Origin of the sequence: Tenacibaculum sp. 190130A14a (assembly GCF_964048965.1) — a bacterium.
Classification (GTDB): Bacteria; Bacteroidota; Bacteroidia; order Flavobacteriales; family Flavobacteriaceae; genus Polaribacter; species Polaribacter polynesiense.
Window position 1 is genome coordinate 3,156,846 of the sequence record NZ_OZ040189.1, and the last position, 20,641, is coordinate 3,177,486.

General features: G+C 30.8%; 17 protein-coding genes. 8 read left to right on the plus strand and 9 right to left on the minus strand.

Annotated elements, in window-relative coordinates:
- Positions 1-91: 91 nt before the first annotated feature.
- Positions 92-2,875, plus strand: a complete 2,784-nt coding sequence (locus ABNT22_RS14635) for an aminopeptidase (protein ID WP_348717944.1) — start codon at positions 92-94, stop codon at positions 2,873-2,875.
- Between the two features lie 117 nt (positions 2,876-2,992).
- Entirely contained in the window at positions 2,993-5,446 is a 2,454-nt protein-coding gene (locus tag ABNT22_RS14640) for a thiamine pyrophosphate-dependent enzyme (protein WP_348717943.1), read from the plus strand.
- Positions 5,447-5,507: 61 nt separating this feature from the next.
- Here ABNT22_RS14640 and ABNT22_RS14645 read toward each other — a convergent pair whose 3' ends face one another.
- The 6 genes from ABNT22_RS14645 to ABNT22_RS14670 form a co-directional block, all read right to left on the minus strand.
- The gene (locus ABNT22_RS14645; protein ID WP_348717942.1) at positions 5,508-6,272 is read right to left on the minus strand and encodes an SH3 domain-containing protein; all 765 of its coding nucleotides are present in this window, start codon (positions 6,270-6,272) and stop codon (positions 5,508-5,510) included.
- 95 nt (positions 6,273-6,367) lie between these two features.
- Positions 6,368-8,614, minus strand: coding sequence for a peptidase domain-containing ABC transporter (locus tag ABNT22_RS14650; protein ID WP_348717941.1), 2,247 nt, complete (start codon positions 8,612-8,614; stop codon positions 6,368-6,370).
- Complete coding sequence (locus tag ABNT22_RS14655; protein ID WP_348717939.1) at positions 8,577-9,890, minus strand: radical SAM/SPASM domain-containing protein; 1,314 nt, start codon at positions 9,888-9,890, stop codon at positions 8,577-8,579. Before ABNT22_RS14655 ends, ABNT22_RS14650 begins: the two co-directional genes overlap by 38 nt.
- Positions 9,891-10,128: 238 nt before the next feature.
- Entirely contained in the window at positions 10,129-10,353 is a 225-nt protein-coding gene (locus ABNT22_RS14660; RefSeq protein ID WP_348717938.1) for a hypothetical protein, read from the minus strand.
- A gap of 128 nt (positions 10,354-10,481) precedes the next feature.
- Positions 10,482-12,839: a TonB-dependent receptor domain-containing protein gene (locus ABNT22_RS14665; protein ID WP_348717937.1), complete on the minus strand. Its 2,358-nt coding sequence runs from the start codon at positions 12,837-12,839 to the stop codon at positions 10,482-10,484.
- A gap of 51 nt (positions 12,840-12,890) precedes the next feature.
- Positions 12,891-13,568: a hypothetical protein gene (locus ABNT22_RS14670; RefSeq protein WP_348717936.1), complete on the minus strand. Its 678-nt coding sequence runs from the start codon at positions 13,566-13,568 to the stop codon at positions 12,891-12,893.
- Positions 13,569-13,747: 179 nt separating this feature from the next.
- Between ABNT22_RS14670 and ABNT22_RS14675 the strand changes: the two genes are divergently transcribed.
- Positions 13,748-14,509, plus strand: a complete 762-nt coding sequence (locus ABNT22_RS14675) for a response regulator transcription factor (RefSeq protein WP_348717935.1) — start codon at positions 13,748-13,750, stop codon at positions 14,507-14,509.
- On the opposite strand, the gene ABNT22_RS14680 is transcribed toward ABNT22_RS14675, so the two are convergent.
- The 3 genes from ABNT22_RS14680 to ABNT22_RS14690 form a co-directional block, all read right to left on the minus strand.
- Positions 14,506-15,258, minus strand: coding sequence for a ThiF family adenylyltransferase (locus ABNT22_RS14680; RefSeq protein ID WP_348717934.1), 753 nt, complete (start codon positions 15,256-15,258; stop codon positions 14,506-14,508). The genes ABNT22_RS14675 and ABNT22_RS14680 overlap by 4 nt on opposite strands.
- A 114-nt stretch (positions 15,259-15,372) precedes the next feature.
- Positions 15,373-16,548, minus strand: coding sequence for a DUF2851 family protein (locus ABNT22_RS14685; RefSeq protein WP_348717932.1), 1,176 nt, complete (start codon positions 16,546-16,548; stop codon positions 15,373-15,375).
- Positions 16,517-16,654, minus strand: coding sequence for a DUF2851 family protein (locus tag ABNT22_RS14690; protein ID WP_348717931.1), 138 nt, complete (start codon positions 16,652-16,654; stop codon positions 16,517-16,519). The genes ABNT22_RS14685 and ABNT22_RS14690 overlap by 32 nt, the downstream gene beginning before the upstream one ends.
- A 130-nt stretch (positions 16,655-16,784) precedes the next feature.
- Here ABNT22_RS14690 and ABNT22_RS14695 point away from each other — a divergent pair, with 130 nt between their 5' ends.
- From ABNT22_RS14695 to ABNT22_RS14715, 5 genes are all read left to right on the plus strand, one after another.
- Positions 16,785-17,612 carry a peroxiredoxin family protein gene (locus ABNT22_RS14695; protein WP_348717930.1) on the plus strand — a complete coding sequence of 276 codons (828 nt, stop codon included), beginning with the start codon at positions 16,785-16,787 and terminating at the stop codon, positions 17,610-17,612.
- Between the two features lie 83 nt (positions 17,613-17,695).
- Complete coding sequence (locus ABNT22_RS14700) at positions 17,696-18,328, plus strand: NAD(P)H-dependent oxidoreductase (protein ID WP_348717929.1); 633 nt, start codon at positions 17,696-17,698, stop codon at positions 18,326-18,328.
- A 62-nt stretch (positions 18,329-18,390) separates the two neighbouring features.
- The gene (locus tag ABNT22_RS14705) at positions 18,391-19,986 is read left to right on the plus strand and encodes a sodium:solute symporter (protein ID WP_348717928.1); all 1,596 of its coding nucleotides are present in this window, start codon (positions 18,391-18,393) and stop codon (positions 19,984-19,986) included.
- On the plus strand, positions 19,979-20,161 hold the full coding sequence (locus tag ABNT22_RS14710) for a hypothetical protein (protein ID WP_348717926.1): 183 nt from the start codon (positions 19,979-19,981) through the stop codon (positions 20,159-20,161). The genes ABNT22_RS14705 and ABNT22_RS14710 overlap by 8 nt, the downstream gene beginning before the upstream one ends.
- Complete coding sequence (locus ABNT22_RS14715; protein WP_348717924.1) at positions 20,139-20,639, plus strand: cupin domain-containing protein; 501 nt, start codon at positions 20,139-20,141, stop codon at positions 20,637-20,639. The genes ABNT22_RS14710 and ABNT22_RS14715 overlap by 23 nt, the downstream gene beginning before the upstream one ends.
- Positions 20,640-20,641: the final 2 nt, after the last annotated feature.

Here is a 20,641-nt window from a genome sequence, read left to right on the forward strand (position 1 = left end):
CATTATATTTAAAGCTCGTTAACGTTAACGAGCTTTTTTATTTTATACTTTGAAGTTAAACAAACCTCTTTTAATACTCTACTTATCTTGCTTGTGCTGTTTACAATTAATAGCACAAACGAATGTTATTGAAATAAAGGCCCGATTGAATGATGACCAACAAACGCTTTTTATTCAACAAAACACTTTATTTTACAACAACTCAAAAGATACACTTACCAGTGTTTTTCTACATAACTGGGCAAATAGTTTTAAAAATAATGACACCCCACTTGGTAAAAGATTTATGGAAGACTATAAGAAAAACTTCTATTTTTCTAAAGATAAAGACAAGGGGTACACAAAAATTAACAACCTAAGCGTTAATTTCGAACCAACAGCTTTTAAGAATGTTAGAAACAAACCGGACATTTTAGAAGTTCTTTTAAACCAAAAATTACTACCAAAAGATAGTATTAACATTACAACTACCTATAAAGTTAAAATTCCAAATGCAAGGTTTACTAGTTATGGTAAAACCAAAAATGGATATCATTTACGATTTTGGCATTTGATTCCTGCAGTATATGACGGCCAATGGAATATCATGAGTAATCTTAATATGGATGATTTGTTTCAAGAACCAACAAATTATAAAATCAAAATAGACTTACCCAAAAAGTTTGAACTTGAAAGTAATTTATACCAGTACAAAACTCCAAAAGACACTATTAATGAATATTATTTAATTGGGAATAAAAAGAAAGATATAATCCTTAATATCAATACACCTTCTAAATTCTATTCATTCAAAGCACATCAAAAAGAGATTAAAACAGATGCATTTAACGGTAAACTAACTAAAAATGAAATCTCTGATATAATTGACCGACAGCTAAAGTTTATTGAAAACTATCTGGGAAAAAATCCTCATAATGAATTTTTTTTAGACTCCAGAACTGTTAATAAAAACTCTTTAAGAGAAATTTATGGTTTACCTAGTTGGCTTAAACCTTTCCCAAAAACTTTTCGATGGGAAGTACGCTTTTTTAAAGCGCTCACAAAGAAATATATCGATGACGCTTTAAACTTTAATAGAAGGAAAGACTATTGGTTTGCAGATGGACTCGAAACTTTTTTAATGATGGAGTATATGAAAACCTATTATCCAGATATTACAATACTGGGTAAATACTCCAAATACTGGCCCATAAGCACCTATAACTTAGCCAAACTAAAACAAAACGATAAATACCCTTTTATTTACCAATTTAGTGCAAGAAAATTCTTTGATCAGGCATTAACAACAAGGGCCGATTCTTTGTCCAATTTTAATAGAAAAGTAGTAAGTAAATACAAAGCTGGTCTAGGATTTAAATACTTACAAGGTTTTATTGGTGATAGTATTTTAAAATCCTCTCTTCAGGAGTTTTATAAAAAACAAAGTTTTCGTACAACCTATAGTCAGGTATTCAATGAAATACTACAAAAAAACACTTCTGAAAACTTAGATTGGTTCTTTAATGATTACCTGAAAACAAGTAAAAAAATTGATTACACCATTAAAAAGGTAAAGTTTACAAAAAATAGAGATTCTATATTAGTAACAATTAAAAATAAAAGAAATGTAACTGCACCAGTAGCTTTATACGGAATCCAAGATAAAAAAATTGCTACTAAAACATGGATTTCAGGAATTGATTCTACAAAGACTGTAAAGCTTAAACTTGGTAATTATAACAAGTTGGCCTTAAACTATGAACAAATATATCCTGAACATAATTTTTTAGACAACTTTAGAAACGTTAATAATAGTCTTATTAACAAACCTTTACAGCTGCGTTTTTTTAAAGATGTGGAGAACCCGTACTATAACCAAATTTTCTATTTCCCAGATTTTAAATACAACCTATACGACGGAGTTATTTTGGGTATTAACTTTAACAACCAACATATTATAGAACGTAATTTTGAATTCAGATTAACTCCAACTTATAGTACCAGAAGTCAAAACTTTACAGGTTCCTATCTTTTTGCATACAATCACTTTCTCGAAGACTCTAAAATTTATAAAATACGATATGGAGTTAGTGGTAGTAATTTTCATTATGCTCCAGAACTAGGTTATAATACCTTCTACCCATTTTTTACACTTCAATTTAGAAGAAATACTTTAAGAGATGTAGGTTCTCAATTCATTTTAGGTAGATTGATTTATGTTAATAAAGATGTTGCTATCAATACCCCAAAAACAGATAGAGACAATTACAAAGTTTTAAACTTAAGATACATTTATAGTAAACCAAATGTTATTCACAGGCTTCAATATGCAATCAATGCAGAATATTCAGAAAACTTCTCAAAAATCTCTACAGATATTCGTTATAGAAAATTCTTTGATGTAAATAAAAGTTTTGACATTCGTTTCTTCGGAGGTGTATTTACCCACAATAATACAGAAGGAAACTACTTTAGCTTTGGTTTAAATCGAGGTACGGATTATTTGTTTGAACAAAACTTATTTGGAAGATCAGAAAACTCAGGTTTTTTTAGTCAGCAATTTGTTATTGCCGATGGTGGATTCAAATCCAACTTCGATCAACCCTATTTTGCCAATCAATTTATTGGTTCTGTAAATACTAGTGTAAGTATATGGCGATGGGCTGAGGTATATAACGATTTTGCTGTTTTAAAAAATAGAGGAGCCAACCCAAAGTTCTTTTATGAAAACGGAATTCGTTTAAATTTTATTCCAAATATTTTTGAATTTTACTTCCCAATATATACAAATCAAGGTTTTGAGGTTACTAAAGAAGCTTATCCTACAAAAATCAAATTTATAATTACCACAAACTTAGACCAGATTTATAATTTTTTCAGAAGAGGAATATTATAAAACATTCAATAAAAAGTCTTTTTTTTCTTTTTTTTTGAATTATTCTCAGTAAAAATTAAAATTTTTAAATATCAATTAAAAAAACTATCTTTGTAAGCGTATCAAAATTAGAAGATTATGACGCAGAATACCGAACTAGCTAACACTCAACAACTTTCTTTCGAAGATTTTAAAAATGAAGTTTTAAATGATTACAGAATTGCACGTATAAGTCGTGAATGTAGTTTATTAGGACGTAGAGAAGTATTAACAGGAAAAGCGAAATTCGGAATTTTTGGTGATGGTAAAGAAGTACCTCAACTTGCCATGGCCAAAGCATTTCAAAATGGAGATTTCAGATCAGGTTACTACCGTGACCAAACATTTATGATGGCTATTGGAGAATTAAATCCTCAACAGTTTTTTGCTGGATTATATGCTCATACCGATATTGCCATAGAGCCTATGTCTGCAGGACGTCAAATGGGAGGTCATTTTGCTACACATTCTTTAGATGAAAATGGAGAATGGAAAAATTTAACTGCTCAAAAAAATTCATCGGCTGATATTTCACCTACTGCTGGGCAAATGCCACGTTTATTAGGATTAGCTCAAGCTTCGAAGATATATAGAAACGTAGAAGGGTTAGAAAACCACACTAATTTTTCTAACAAAGGAAATGAAGTTGCTTGGGGAACAATTGGTAATGCCAGTACCAGTGAAGGGTTGTTTTTTGAAACAATTAATGCAGCAGGAGTTTTACAAGTACCAATGGTAATGAGTGTTTGGGATGACGAATATGGTATTTCAGTTCACGCTCGTCATCAAACAACCAAAGAAAACATTTCAGAAATATTAAAAGGATTCCAAAGAGATAATGAAAATAACGGATACGAAATTTTTGTTGTAAACGGATGGAATTATGTAGAGTTAATTGACACGTACAATAAAGCAGCTAAAATTGCTCGAGAAGAGCACGTACCTGTTTTAATTCATGTAAAAGAGTTAACGCAACCACAAGGACACTCAACTTCTGGTTCTCATGAACGTTATAAGTCTAAAGAACGTTTAGAATGGGAACAGGATTTTGATTGTATTGCTCAAATGAGAAAATGGATTTTAGAGTTTGAATTAGAAGATGAAAATGGAGCAACTTTAAAATTTATTGATACTGAAGAAGATTTAATTGCTATTGAAAAAGAAGCAAAAAAAGAAGTAAGTAAAGCAAAACGTGCTGCTTGGAGTTCTTTTACAAACGAGATAAAATCGGAAGTAGCTACAGCTCTTGATTTACTGGACAGGGTAGCTCAAAAAAGTAGTAATCGTACTTTTATAAGTAAATATAAAAGCGATTTAGCAGCTATTGACGAACCTATTAGAAAAGACATTTTAGTAGCTGCTAGAAAAAGTTTACGTCATTTAAAAGACGAAAGTTTTGCTGAAAAAATAGAATTACAAAATTTCATAAAAAATGCCATCGATGCTGCTGCAGTAAAATACTCTGCTCATTTACTAAGTGAATCTGAAAAGGCTGCTCAAAATATAGCATCGAATGTACCAACATATGCTTCAGAAAAAAATATGGTAGATGCTCGTGTTATTATGCGAGATAATTTTGAAGCTATCTTTAAAAAACATCCAGATGTACTTGTTTTTGGTGAAGATGCAGGACATATTGGAGACGTAAATCAAGGTCTAGAAGGTTTACAAGAAAAATTTGGTGAATTACGTGTATCGGATACTGGAATACGTGAAGCAACTATATTAGGACAAGGTATTGGTATGGCAATGCGTGGTTTAAGACCAATTGCCGAAATTCAATATTTAGATTATTTATTGTATGCTTTACAAATTATGAGTGATGACCTAGCTACACTTCGTTACCGTACTTTTGGAAAACAAAAAGCACCGCTAATCATACGTACTCGTGGACATCGCTTAGAAGGTATTTGGCACTCAGGATCTCCAATGGGCGGAATCATCAACAACATTCGAGGTATTCATGTATTAGTACCTAGAAATATGACAAAAGCAGCTGGTTTCTATAACACTATGTTAGAAAGTGATGATCCTGCTTTAATTGTAGAATGTTTAAACGGATACCGCTTAAAAGAGGAATTACCAACCAATTTAGGTGAGTTTAAAACTCCTATTGGTGTTGTTGAAACAATTAAAGAAGGAACAGATATTACCATTGTTTCTTACGGATCTACATTAAGAATCGTTGAAGAAGCTGCTAGAGATTTAGCTCAAGTAGGCATTGATATTGAAATCGTTGATGCACAAAGTTTATTACCTTTTGATATCAATCATGACACTGTAAAATCGGTAGCTAAAACAAATCGTTTATTAGTGGTTGATGAAGATGTACCTGGGGGAGCTTCAGCATACTTATTACAAGAAATTGTTGAAAACCAAAATGGATATCGTCACCTAGATAGTAAACCACAAACATTAAGTGCGAAAGCACATAGACCTGCTTATGGTACTGATGGTGATTATTTCTCTAAACCGTCTGCCGAAGATATTTTTGAAAAAGTTTATGAGATAATGCATGAAGCAAATCCTCAAAAATTCAAAAGTTTATATTAACAAAATAAAAAAAGCGACTTTGTTTAAAGTCGCTTTTTTTATTCTTTAGGTTAGTTTAAGTCTATTTAGAATCTTCATTCTCTGCCTTAGCTTCCTGAAGATCTACAAGAGTATTCTTAGATTTATAATCCTCTATTTTTGATTTTATCTTTTCGATAAATACAGAAGAAGATAAGTCTGAATTATCTATAATTTCTTGTAATGCCTCTATTCTTTCTGTAATTGTAGGTGCTTGATTTGCTAAAAAGGCATATTTAGCAGTAGCAATATCGACTGTGTTATTTGAAATATTGGAAGATTTTATCCATCCTTCTTCAATATATTCTCCATCAGTTCTTTTTCCTTTTACTTTAATCCACTCTCCTTGATTTTCTAGTGTTCCAATAATATCCATAACACTATATTTTTTGTCGGTCTTGGTAAGTAAATCAGGTCTCTTGTAAACGGTAGCATCTTCTAGGAAAGTCCCTACTTCACCATTAACAGCTAAAAAGCTAGCTCTCGTCCATCCTTCTTTACCATCTGTCAACTTTACTTTATAGTAAAGTTTTTTAGTTTTATCATCTGTAGTTTCTTCCCCTAATAAAGTAATTTTCTCTCCTAAACTCATAGAAGTTACCCATTTTCCTTTCGCATCAGGAGTTTCTCTAATAGATAATTTTTCTAACAAACAAATAGCAGAATTAGTTTCTTTGGTTTCTTTTTCTTGCAATTCAACTTTACTCTCGTTCGCAATGTTTTCTTTAATTTCATTTGATTTTCCGTTTTCTTTACAACTTGTCAAGAAAACTGACACTAACATAATAGCAATAAATATTCTTTTCATTTTAATTAAATTTTCAACAAATATAATTTTTTGAAAGAAGAATAACATGTTTATTTGAATTCTTAGCTAAAAACTCTTTATAAATATTCAAGCTATTAATTTCCTAATTCCAGTTGATTTTTTACTAGGTGATAATATTCTCCTTTACGATCTGTCAATTCCTTATGATTTCCAGACTCTACAATCTTTCCTCTTTTCAATACAATAATATTATCTGCATTTTTCACGGTTGAAAGTCGATGTGCTATGATAACTACAGTTTTACCCACAAAAAATTCTTGAAGATTATTGTGAATCAGTTTTTCATTTTCTGCATCCAATGCACTGGTAGCTTCATCTAAGAATATAAAATCAGGGTTTTTATAAATAGCTCTGGCAATCAATATTCGTTGCTTTTGTCCTCCACTTAGTTGCAGTCCAGAGTTACCTATTTTAGTATTGAATCTCATTGGTAAATGATTAATAAAATCGTTTGCACATGCAATATCACATACTTTCACCAATCTTTCATAGTCAATATTTGCATCAGAGAACGTTATATTTTCTGCAATGGTTCCGCTAAAAATATTTCCATCTTGCAGTACAATTCCACATTGCGATCTCCAGCTTGACGGTAATACATTATTCATATCTATGCCATCTACCGTAATTGCTTTAGGTTTGGTACTGTAAAAAGACAATAACAATTTTAACAACGTAGTTTTTCCACTACCACTCGCTCCTACAATTGCCGTTACTGTATTTTTCTTAATATTAAAACTAATATCATCAAGAATAGTAGGGCTAAATTTACCTGGATATTTAAACGATAAATTATCAACTACTATATCTGAAACTTCTCTCTTAGAAAAATCAATGTTTTTATTTTCATTCTCTTCCTTAGTTGCATAAATATCATTAACCCTATCATTAGATAATTTTGCGTCTTGTGTATCCTTAATAAAGGTGACTAAATTATTCATTGGACCAGTTAATTGACCAATTACATATGAAATACTTATCAAAGCACCCAATGTAATTTCACCCTCAATGATAAAATAAGCACAAATTCCTATGGCAATAATCTCCTTAATTTTGGTCAAAATATTTACTCCTACAAATTGATATGTATTGAGATACAACGAACGTAACTCTATATCATTCAATTTTTTTTGGATACCCGATATTTTATTAACAATATTGTCTTGAGCATTATTAACTTTAATCTCCGGCATATTCATAATAAATTCATAAATATGATTACTATTCTCTGAACTTTTCAAGAACATTGCATATTCTAAGATTGCCCTTCTTTTTAAAAATAGGAAAACCCATATAAAAGAAATGATACTCAAAGTAAAATAAGATATGAAAACCGTTGTATTATAATACAAAAGAATACTTCCAAAAATCAAAATATTTAAAATACTAATAACCAATTCTGGTCCTTTCCATGTCATATACGTTTGTATCTTATTCTGATCGTTAATTCTTTGAAGAGTTTCCGTATTTAATCGCGTATCAAAATATCTGACAGGTAGTTTGATTAATTTAAAGAGTAGATTTTCCTTTAAGTTAACACTCAAAGAAAAATTAAATTTCGTTAAGATGAGCCTGCTAAAAAATTCAGAAATAAAATAGGATAAAAACAATACTGCCTGAGACATAAGGAAAAAGTATACCATATTCATGCTCTTCGACATTACTCCTTCATCTATAATTTTTTGAAATAGAAATGGGATGGTCCAATTTGCTACCAAACTTATGACTAATAAGGTGAAGGCCAAGAGATACTTTACCTTATTTTTAATCAAAAACTTTTTGATATAATTGACAATAGGACTTGACAGTGGCTTTATAACCCCTTCATTATTTTTGAATTGAACTTTTTCAAAATCTTCATTGGGCTGTAATACAATTGCAATACCTTTTTCGTTGATACCTTTCCATTCATTTTCGAAAGTCTCTTTATCTAATTTCACTTTTCCATATGCTGGATCAGCTAAGTGAAACGTCAAATTTTCCCCTTTCTTATTTGCTTTATCATACACTAAAAAATGTTCTTGTTTCCAGTATAAAATAGTAGGATATGGAATGGTAATCAATTCCTCAGAACTCACTTTTATTACCGTAGGAGATAATCCAATCTTTTTTGCAGCATCTACAATATCATTAATAGAAACACCATTTCTTGTAAATTCAAAGTGTTTCTTTAACCCATTCAATGTTGCCTTTTTACCAAAATAGTTCACAATCATACATAAACATGCGGCTGCACAATCTGTACTAGTTAATTGGTAAACAAAAGGAAGTTTTTTACTCCTATTATACGGCAGCTTCAAGTATGTCTCTAACCTTAGCATAAATTACTTTATCTTTTTGAACATCATCAAATGAATACACACAATACCCTTCGTCATTCTCAAGGTTTTCTATTGCATGCTGCGTACAACCACCATTACAAACTGGCATTAACCTACAAGACAAACAAGGCTTGTTATTGAACTTAGAATTCATTCGTTTCTCTTCATATCCATCATCCCAAATTAAGTTTCCTTCTACATCAATATATCCGTTTCTGCTTTCCTTCTTGAAATCTCTTGCCGTGCATTTATACAAGTCTCCATTGTAATTAATAACGGCACTATTTCTCTTATCTGCATAACAAGAATCTAACACATTGTTTGCAGAGAACGAACCAGTAACTTTAAATCCTTTACTTGTAATTATTTCCATGTTTCTGTTCAATACAAGATCCAAATCATCTACTTGATCATTTTGCCATACTCTGTGGTAATCAATCAACAAGTTGTTTTCGATATTCTTCATATCAACATCTGCAAAATCATCAATTATCTTAAAGGTATTTTCTAAGTTTTCGTTGGTATAATTGATACGAAGTCTTACAAAAAATTCATTTTTTATAAGTAGTTTAATATTATCTACAATCTCAAAATAAGATCCTTTAGTTTTAGATACATATCTAATTTTATCATGCTCTTCTCTATATCCATCCAATGTGATTTGTAGGTTACAACTTAGGTCATTATCGTGGAAAAAGTCAACAAATTCTTGGTTTATCAAATAACCATTAGTGGTAAAACTAATATTATAGGTTTTGTCATACACCTCGCTTTCCTTTTTCAAATGCTCAATAATAGGAATGACATTTCGCTTAAAATACAGCAATGGTTCACCTCCAAAAAACGCCAATGTAAAATGTTTTAAGTTTTCATCTTGCAATTTTTTTGTAATGAATTTATTTACCCTTTCTACCATTTGATTTTTTAACCTAGAAGCTTTGATATGATCTTCATAACAATACCAACACTTAAAATTACAGTTCATGGTAGGGTTAATAGTCAAATGAAAAAACGAGTTGTTTTCATCAACTTTTTTTGAGACTTTTCTTACTTTTTCAACCTCATCAATTTCATTTTTAACTAAAAAATTATTTTCTGAAAGGTATTTGTAAAAAGCTGGATGAATTTGTTCTAATTCATCAATGTTTTCATTTTTCCCAGCTAAAAGCAATTCCTTTAAATCGTGTTCTAAAAAAATAACTTTATTGTCGAAAGAATTGTACAATGCATACTTATCTTGATATGGTATGACTGAGTTAAATTGACTGTATTTCATAATGATTTTATTTTTATTTAGAGTATAGAAATCCAACAGCTACCATGAAACTAAATATTCATGAATGCCTATAAGTTTTCTAAATAAATTTCTGATTAAATAAAATTGAAAGTTTTATTGAAGTAAGAGCACTTCTTTTAAACTTTTATTTAAACGAATATTCGTTTTTGGAAATAAACCAAAATGGTTTTCTTTGATACAAAGGAATATGTAAAACATATTCCTTTGTATAGTATCCTTATGCTTGGATTGAAGATGCTCCACCACCACATCCTGAAACGCAGTTACCTCCGTTACAGTTGTTTGTAGTTGCTCCACAGTTCTTAGCTAAGTTTAATGCTCCAATAATGTTAGTATCTAATCCAGCTCCAGTTGATAAAGCTTGAGAAAATCCTCCTTTTAAGATATCATTTGACGTTTCTAAAGATTCAAATTTCGTTAAGTCTAATTCTTGTTTTTTCATAATTAAATAGTTATAAGTTAATAATTAATTTTTTGAAGTTTTACACTTCTTCTTGTTGCAACTTTAGCTTACTTAGCAATTTATACTGCGCATTATAAAACACTTAGTAAACCTTTTTCTTTTATATTTTAATTTGTTCTATTCTTTTCATCTACATTACTCATTTTCCTATTCGTCTTTCTCACTTTTCTATTTCCAAAATTGTAATTGATTGAAAACTTTAGGTATTGAGTATCGTAATAACCATTGTAAATGGCATCTGTTTGATTTCTTGTACTTCGATTATTAAAATTAAATTCTCGTAAAATATTATTGACCGTTAAAGAAACCTCTAAATTATTAGTAGCGTTATATTTAATAAAAGCATTGAGTAAATACTGTTCAAAATTATATACGATATCTTTTGAGGTATTTGGAAAACGATAGGTAAAATCAAACCCAACTAATGTTTTTTGTTTTTTATCTAAAACAAAATGATTTGTAGTTTTTATGATTCCTCCGATACCAGTTACCGATGCAGGAGTAATCGGTGCAATTTTTGAATCTGATGTACTATGGTAAATTTGAAATGTAGCTAAACTTTGCCACCAAGTTTTCTTAGCATATAAGTAGTTCAACATAAGTCCTACATCAAAACTATCAAAGTAGTTTAATCTTGTAATTGACTGGGTTAAATTATCGTTGTCTAGAATTGCTACTTGTCCTGAGTTATTTTCCGTTTGAGAAGTATAAATTTCTGCACTAAAAAAGTTCTTGTATAGATATCCAAAAGTAACATTAGAGGATAACACAGGCCTTAAATTAGGGTTTCCTTCTGCATATGAAAACGGACTTGTATAGATTCTAAATGGATTAAGTGCACTAAAGCCTGGTCTATTTATTCTTTTCGAATAATCAAGAGAAAAATTATGATGTTGACCTGGCCTATACGTTACATACACTGTAGGAAAAAAGTTCACATAGTCATTTCTTACTTCAGTATCCAAAACATGTTCTTTAGACAATGTTTCGGTTCTTTCCATTCGTAAACCAGATTTAAAACTCCATTGTGTCAAACCAAAAGAACTGCTCAATGAAGCATATAAAGCTTGAATATCCTCTTTATATGTAAACATGGTTTCTTGATCAAACCCAACTCCTCCTGTTATAAATACATTATTATCTGTTTCTGAAAATGAAACCTTACCACCAAAGTTTAAGGCTACGTTTTTAATTGGATATTCGACATCAACCTGCGAAGAAAAATTAGAGATTTTTTGTAATGAATTATTGGTTATCCTAGTTACATCTGAAAGACTATTACCACTAGTTTGTATGGTATTTATTATACTTCCTTGTTCTCGTTCAAAATCGAAATAATCAAAATCAATATTAATAACTCTCTTTGGTGTTATATTAATTACACTATGAAAATTTAAACCATTTAATTTTCTTTCCCCTTCTTCTACTCCAGTATTATTAATTTTTGCAATAGAGTTACTCGGTTGCTCTACTTTAATAGTACCCTGACTAGTATTTCCTGGAGTATTAAAACTACCAACATATTGTGCTCCAATCAACCATTTAGAATTTATTCTATACTCTGAAGAAAGGTTGGCTGTAAATAAGTCTGTTTCATATGTATAGTTTGTTTCTTGGTTCCATAAATTATTAGGATAAAAGATTTTATTTCTTTCCTCTCCTCTCCACTTCCCATTTATATAACTAACATTTGTTGAGAAGAAAAATTTCTTTTTGTTATAATTAAACGATCCCGTACCTGACACCAATGCATTATGACCTTGACGGTAAGAAGCCCCTATATTACTATTCCAAAAATCAATCGTTTTCTTCTTGGTAATAATATTTATAAGGGCGACATTACCTTCTGCATCATATTTAGCCGGAGGATTCTTAATTATTTCTATACGATCAATATCAGTAGCTTTTAATGATTTCAAAAAAGCTGTTAAACTATTTCCCGATAACTTCGTTTTTCTTCCATTGATTAAAATGAGGGTTCCATCTTTTCCAAAAACTTGAATAGTTTCTCCGTTAACAAAAACCCCTGGAGTAAAACTTAACAGTTCTGTCATATCACCGTTAGCCTTCCCTATTAAACTATTCTTTACATCAAAGACAAGACGATCTGCTGTTCTTTTAAACACTTTTTTAGAGGCTTCTATTTGTACTGCTTCCAATTCTTGACTATTCTCTAAAAGTGTTATCGATTCTTCAACAGTTCCTACAGCATTTACTTTTTTACTCCAATCTTTATATCCTAAAAAACTAACTCTTAAAGTATACGTACCTTCTTTTGCAACTATTTCGAATGTTCCTTTATCATTTGTAACGGTACCCTTGTAAATTCCTTTATCAGAAAGTAATACCACATCAGCAAATTCAACAGGTTCATTATTCTTGTTAGTTACTTTTCCCTTATACACTACTTGCGAGAATCCATAAGAAGTATATAAGCCCAGTATAAAAAATATTATTCTGTGCATTGTTAGTTTTTGTTTACAATTCAAATTTATTTTAAAACATCTGTGCATGAATTACACTAAAGGGTAGTTATACGATTTACTTTTGTCTCTTAACATTAACTCATTGATTTTAAACGCTTTTAAAACATTCTCAGGAACCAAATTTTTGTTTTTATCATAAAACTTCACCAATCCTTCACTATAAATACATATAGGAACTTTTACAGATCCGACAATCTTCACACCTTCTCCTACCTGAATTATATCAATCCCTAAAGCACGCATTACTCGAATCAACTTTTCATCACACTCCGCAAAAACTATTGAATTTGGTTGGGCATATACTGGTGTTAGCGCACATGCAATTAATTTTTTAAACAACGATAAGTCTTTTACTTCTTTTCGTATTGCCAACCTTCCAATATGCCAAACGTGTTTAAGCATGGTATTACCTATTATATCTAATGGTTTAATTCCAAATAACTCTTCAATAGGCAGCATATCTTTATAATTCCATTTTAAAATTCGAATGGATGCTGCAATTTGCTGAGCCTCATTTTCAATAATAAAAATAGATGAGTCTTTTTTAGTTCTAATTTCTTGTTGAGTAAGAATAGAAACTAAATCTTGATAATCATCAGAGCTTTCACCATTACTATGATGGCATAGATTCTGTTCAACAATAAATCTTGATAAGTTCGTTAAGTTCTCGTTTGTTTTTGCAGTTAACATTTGAATGTTTGAAGTCATAATTGCTTAGCTTTTTCGAAATTTTTAATTCTTTTCAAGCCAAATTATCATTTCACTGTCTTCCTTTGCTTACACTAAATAGTAGTATTCTTTTGACAATCAATATACTACACAAAAGTGTAGAAGTTTATCGTATCAATAACTTTTACTAAATTTGCATAGCCCTCGAAATTTTGATTATGAAAAAAAAAGTAGATGATTTCTTCTCTCTCAAGAATAGTATTCAGAGGCTCACGGAGAAAGATTTTGAAAATGACTTTGATTACTTGGCTTCAATTGAAGCTTTTGCTAGAACTACTTATAAATCCATAATTGTAGTTGACTACGATAAAAAAGGTTTTGAATACGTTTCGGAAAATCCTTTGTTTTTATGTGGAGATTCTCCAGAGGATGTAAAGAAAATGGGCTATGCCTATTACTTTAAAAATGTAGCTGAAGAAGATATAGACTTACTTTTCAAAATTAATACTGTAGGTTTTGATTTTTACGAACAAATCCCTTTAGAAGATCGTCTACAATATACTATTTCATACGACTTTCATATCGTAAACCAAGAATCTCGACGCGTATTAGTTAATCAAAAACTTACCCCAATGTTCCTAACGGAAGAAGGAAAAATTTGGAAAGCAATATGTATTAAATCACTTTCATCTAAGGAAACTTCTGGTAATATTCAAATCTTTAAAGAAAACGAGAATAAAATGTTTTGTTATAATTTAGAGGGAGATTATTGGGAAACAAAGGAAAAAATTCAATTAACTTCTCGAGAACGTGAAATCTTGATATATTCTTCTAGAGGATTTACCATTAATGAAATTGCTGAAGCTATTTTTGTTTCTCCGGATACGGTAAAATTTCACAGAAAGAAAATATTTGAAAAGTTAGAAACAGCTAATATTACAGAGGCTATTTCATTTGCCACCAATAATAAACTTATTTAACTATCTATTACAGACAAATAAAATTCAGGAAAAACTTTTACCTCTTTTCCAATTACTATTTTATACAAAATACTGGTACACATTGAAGCTACCAACCATGATGATACACATAATTGAGGTGGTGGTAACGTTTCCTTTTCCTTTTTATATGCAGCTATGATTTCATCGAGCCAACTTTGTGGCTTACCCCAAAACCTCATATAACTTGCTGCATATCGAATAACCTCCATTTCATTTACATCTTCTTTCTTTCTAAAAATAGCATCCAATAATAAACTATTCGGATTAATAATAGTTACCAATCCACCCCACCCCAAATTGTATGAGTGCAGAACTGGAACCTCTTTATCTCTGCAAATCTCATCAAAAAGCAAAGGTATATTGGATGAATGGTCTAGTGTATTAATTGCTATTTTATGGCCTTCTATTATAGAGGTAATATTTTCTTCATCAATCATACAATTGAGAGCGGTAATAGTAGCTTTTGAATTGATGTTTAGGAGTCGCTTCTTTATTGCTTCTGACTTACTAGTATCAATATCACTTTCTATATAATTCTCTCTATTTAGCTTTGATACTTCAACAACATTACTATCTACAATAGTTATATTTTCAAAACCAAAACGTAAAATACATTCTGCAATCACACTCCCAATGCCAGCTCCTCCAATAAGAATGGGCACATTCTTTATTTTATCTTGCTCTTCTTTTGTTAAAAATATACGATTACTAGTGTACCTATCTTCCAAACCTTTCTGTTTTTAACAAAAATATATTTTACCCCTTTTTTGTGCACTACTCTAAAGAGTAGTCAATGGAGAAATTGTCTCTTTTTTCGATGAACTTTTATCAAAACTATACAATCAAGTTATTTTGTTTCGAAGCAATTTGTTTCCTACTACGCAACTTAAGCACAACTTTAAATCACAATACTTATTTTTTAATTCTAACAATGCTTGTGTTTCAAAAGCATTTGTTGATGATATATTTATTTCTGAAAACTTAGAAACAATTGTATTCTTTTCTGGTTTCATTTCTCTTAACAAAAGAAAGATATCCTCATGTAATGATTCTCCTCTACTCTTCATCCAAACAAATTTTAAAGGAACAATGGTATTAATGATGAGCAAATCAATAAACGATTTCGTTAACTTTTTATGTGTCTTTTTTGAGGTTGCTTCAAATGTGTAATGGTTTTTCCAAAATGAATCAACTTCTATTGAGAAAAACGTATACACTGCTTCCAAACTTTCTAAATTCATGAGCTCATAAAATAAATTTGAATGCCTATGATATAAGCCTATTAGCTGTGCCAATCGAACTGTTGGAAAATTGGCTGGACGCATCCTAAAAAACTGAAATTGTGCATAAATGCATGGTGAAATACCATGTTTCTTTTGTAGATATATATATGCTACTTTGAGTTGTCTAAAATAATCTTCATCAACTTCTTTTTCTAAAAAACCAGCCTGACCAAATAGCAATGCTGAAATCACTTTCCTATCGTGGCGCACTTTACGTAACAAAGAGAATTCAACCGATTGTGCTAAACTTAAGAAAGAATCTCCATTTACTTTTAATCCAAAGTTCTTGGCAAGCAACTGAAACAATACCGCTTCGAAATCATTATTAGATTTTTCAAGTAAGTCATAAATTAAAACTGACTTGCGCTCTAAACGTTCAAAATACAAACGTTCTAACCAATTATGAAATAAAAAAGTATCTACCTCAGTAATTTGGGTCTCACATGAAATCCAACGTTCATTTTTATGAAATAATCGATCATAATTTGTCAGAATGTTATCAGGTATATAGTCTTGTAAAACTATTGTAGGTAATGGCACATTATTCTTCATATATACCTCCATGTCGTGTTCCCAAACTACATGTAAAATTACTGCATCATAATTAGCGTCCATTTCATGTTGATGCACATACCAATCGGAGGATTTCACATGAATTTCTACAGTACCTACCCAAAGTTGATCACTTATCTTTAACTGAGCATTAAAAAAATCTGGGCCTGTATTGGTATTCAATACCCCCAGGTTTCAACACTTTAACTGTTTCTCCTTGAACTGTGGTTAACTTATTAAAATCAAATAGTTGTTGTTTCCATAAAAAATGTAAAAAGTTCTCTTTCATCTGTATTTGTGTTTAGTATCAGATGCGATTCACTATAAAACATAAAAATGGGTAGTACGTTATGATCATAGCACATCATAACATTTGAATATTTTTGTAAATTCACTCAATTTTTGTCGACCTTTAAGTTATGAAAAATTTCATTAAATCTCTCTTTATTAGTGCATTTCCATTATATGCCTTGGTTATTTCCATTAAGACACTCCTAACAAATAGCTTTACACTACATAACATTGGACTGTTAGTTTCGTCAATTGCAGTAGTATTGTTTTTCACAATGCTCTTTATAAAACCAGTTGCCAGAACCACCAAAACATTAACATTTTATTCGGCTTTAATTAGCATCGGTTTTGCATTAAACTTACTAGATTTCAATAGAGATTCTTTATTAATTCCGCTTTCAATTGCTTTGGGTTGGTTAGCTTATTTAACTTGGTACTCTACCTTTAACTCAAGAGATATGTCAGTTTTAGACTTTGGAAAAAAACTACCTGAATTTTCTCTTGAAAACACCAAGAACGAAATGGTTAATAGCCGCTCTTTTACAGGTGATTTTAAAATTTTCATCTTCTTTCGTGGTAATTGGTGTCCGTTATGTATGGCACAAATAAAAGAAGTAGTGGATCAATATAAAGAACTAGAAAAAAGAAAAGTAGATATGTTATTGATAAGCTCTCAGCCTCATAAATTCACGAAGAACTTAGCTAAAAAACACCAAGTCCCTTTTCATTTTTTACGAGATATAAACAACCAGGTTGCCCTACAGTTAAAAATAATTCACAAAAACGGACTGCCAGCAGGGTTTCAGGCACTAGGCTACGAATCTGACGTAGTATTACCTACCGTAATTATTACCGACAAAAACGATAAAATAATCTTTGCTGATTTAACTGATAACTATCGTGTTCGACCAGAACCAGCTACTTTCTTACGAATTATTGACAACTATAAAGGCTAATTGATAGTAGTATCAATTTTTATAATGAAGTTAACAGTCGATTTCTAATCGTCTGTAGTATTTTTGTTTCAAAATTATAACACATGAATAGTATAGAAAATTTACAATGGCGTTATGCTGTTAAAAAATTTGACGAACATAAATCACTTTCTACAGAACAAATCAACATTTTAAAAGAAGCTTTTAATTTAACAGCGACTTCTTATGGGTTACAACCTGTAAAAATGGTGGTTATTCATAACAAAGAACTACAACAACAATTAGTACCGCATTCTTGGAACCAACAACAAGTAGCTCAAGCATCACATGTATTGGTTTTATGTATTCCAAAAGAGTTTACACAAGAAGATGTAGAAAACTACTTTACCTTAGTAAAAAACATTAGAAATACTCCAGACGAAATTTTAAATCCGTTTAAAGAAATGCTTTCTTCTTCTGTCGCTAGTAAAACACAAGAAGAATTGCGTACCTGGAACAAAAACCAAGCTTACATTGCTTTAGGAAACTTAATGACCGTTGCCGCTAACGAGCAAATTGATTCTTGCCCAATGGAAGGATTTATTCCTGAAAAGTACGATGAAATTTTAGGTTTAGCACAGCACAATTTAACCTCTGTATTGGTATTACCTGTTGGATTCAGAGCCGAAGACGACTATATGAAAGACTTGAAAAAAGTTCGTAGAAAAACTGAAGAGGTAATTATAGAACTTTCTTAGACTTCTTAAATTATGAATTACGAATGAGAAATTTGTACATTCGTAATTCATAATTTAATTGTATGCAACCATTCCATATACTCCTACTTATTTTAGCTTATTTCGGTGTATTAATTCTAATCTCATACATCACTGGAAAATCTGCTAACAACAACACATTTTTTAAAGCAAACAACTCCTCTCCTTGGTATTTAGTTGCCTTTGGTATGATTGGTGCATCTCTCTCTGGAGTTACCTTTATTTCTGTGCCTGGTTGGATCGAGAGTCAACAAATGGGTTATATGCAAATGGTATTAGGGTATGTATTAGGATATGCTGTAATCGGACTAGTTTTATTACCACTTTATTACAAACTCAACCTTACTTCTATTTATACTTATTTAGAAGATCGCTTTGGTAAATACTCTTATAAAACAGGAGCCTCTTTTTTCTTATTATCAAGAACTGTAGGAGCAGCTTTCCGTTTGTTTTTAGTAGCTAACGTATTGCAATTAATTTTGTTTGATGCTTACGGAATTCCGTTTTGGGTAACCGTAACCATTACTATTTTATTAATCTGGTTATATACTTTTAAAGGAGGAATTAAAACCATTGTTTGGACAGACACCTTGCAAACCTTATTTATGTTGATTGCTGTAGGAGTTTGTATTGTGATGATTAAGGATGCGATGCAAATAGAAAGCTTATTCTCCTATATTGCCGATAATGAATTATCTAAAACTTTCTTTTTTGACGATGTAAAAGCGGGAAGTTACTTTTGGAAACAGTTTTTCTCTGGAGCTTTTATTGCTATTGTAATGACAGGATTAGATCAAGACATGATGCAAAAGAACTTAACCTGTCGTAATTTAAAAGATGCTCAAAAGAACATGTTTTGGTTTACCATTGTCCTAGTAATTGTAAACTTTTTCTTTTTAGCTTTAGGAGTATTGTTAACTGATTATGCAGCTGCAAATGGAATCGATGCACATAGAGATAACCTATTCCCTACAATTGCCATGAGTGGCGAATTAGGTATTGCTACTTCCCTATTCTTTTTATTAGGGTTAATAGCCGCAGCCTATTCAAGTGCCGATAGTGCTTTAACTTCTTTAACAACTTCTTTTAGTATTGACATTTTAGAAATTGATAAAAAAGAAGACGAACAAGAAAAAATAGCCCTTCGTAAAAAAATTCACGTGCTATTTTCATTGATTTTAATCGCTACCATTTTAATATTTAAATATTTTATTGCAGATGCCAGCGTCATTGCTAAAATATTCCAGTTTGCTGGATATACCTATGGTCCTTTACTTGGATTGTATGCTTTTGGATTATTTACCAAACTCAATGTAAAAGATAAACTTGTTCCTATTATTTGTTTAGTTGCACCAGTACTTACCTATTTCATAAGTGTATATAGCAAAAATAGTTTAGGGTTTGATTTCGGGTTTTTTGTATTGATTTTAAACGGAGCGATAACCTTCTTAGGGTTACTTTTAATAAGTAATAAAAACAAGAGTAAATCACTTGTTCTTCCATTAATTATGTCTCTTCTTGGTTTTATAAGAGCTATTTTAAATGGATTTGAAGACTGGAGAACAATCTTATTTATCTTTTTAGGAATTGCTTGGTTAAGCATAGCTATTTCAAGATCTAAAACCGACAAAAATGCCTAAAAAGGGAAAAGCAAAAAATACGGTAAATAAGGCGAAACATACACGATTAATGAAGCAAAAAGAAAACAAGCTTCGTGTAGAAAAGCAACGCAATAAAGAACGGTTAAAAGCCATTATTAAAAAAGCCAACGAAGCAAAAGAACAACCAGAAAATGACAGCACAACAGATCATTAATCAATTTGATTTAACAGCACACCCAGAAGGTGGATACTTTAAAGAAACCTACAGAAGTAGCGGAGTAATACAAAACGAACATTTATCTTCTGAATTTGTAGGAGATAGAAATTACTCAACATCGATTTACTTTTTATTAACTTCTGAAAAGTTCTCTGCTTTTCATAAGATCAACCAAGATGAAATTTGGCATTTTTACAAAGGAAGTACCTTAAAACTACATATGATTTCTCCGGAAGGAGACTATTCTTTTGTACTTATAGGAAATGATTTAGCACAAAACGAGCTACCTCAGTTTGTAGTACCAGCAGGGTATTGGTTTGCGGCAGAAGTAGAAGCAACAAATGCTTATGCCTTTACAGGTTGCACCGTAGCTCCAGGATTTGACTTTAACGATTTTGTATTACCAAAAAAAGAAGCATTGATTGCACTCTTCCCACAACATAAAGCCATTATAACAAAGCTGACACATCATTAATA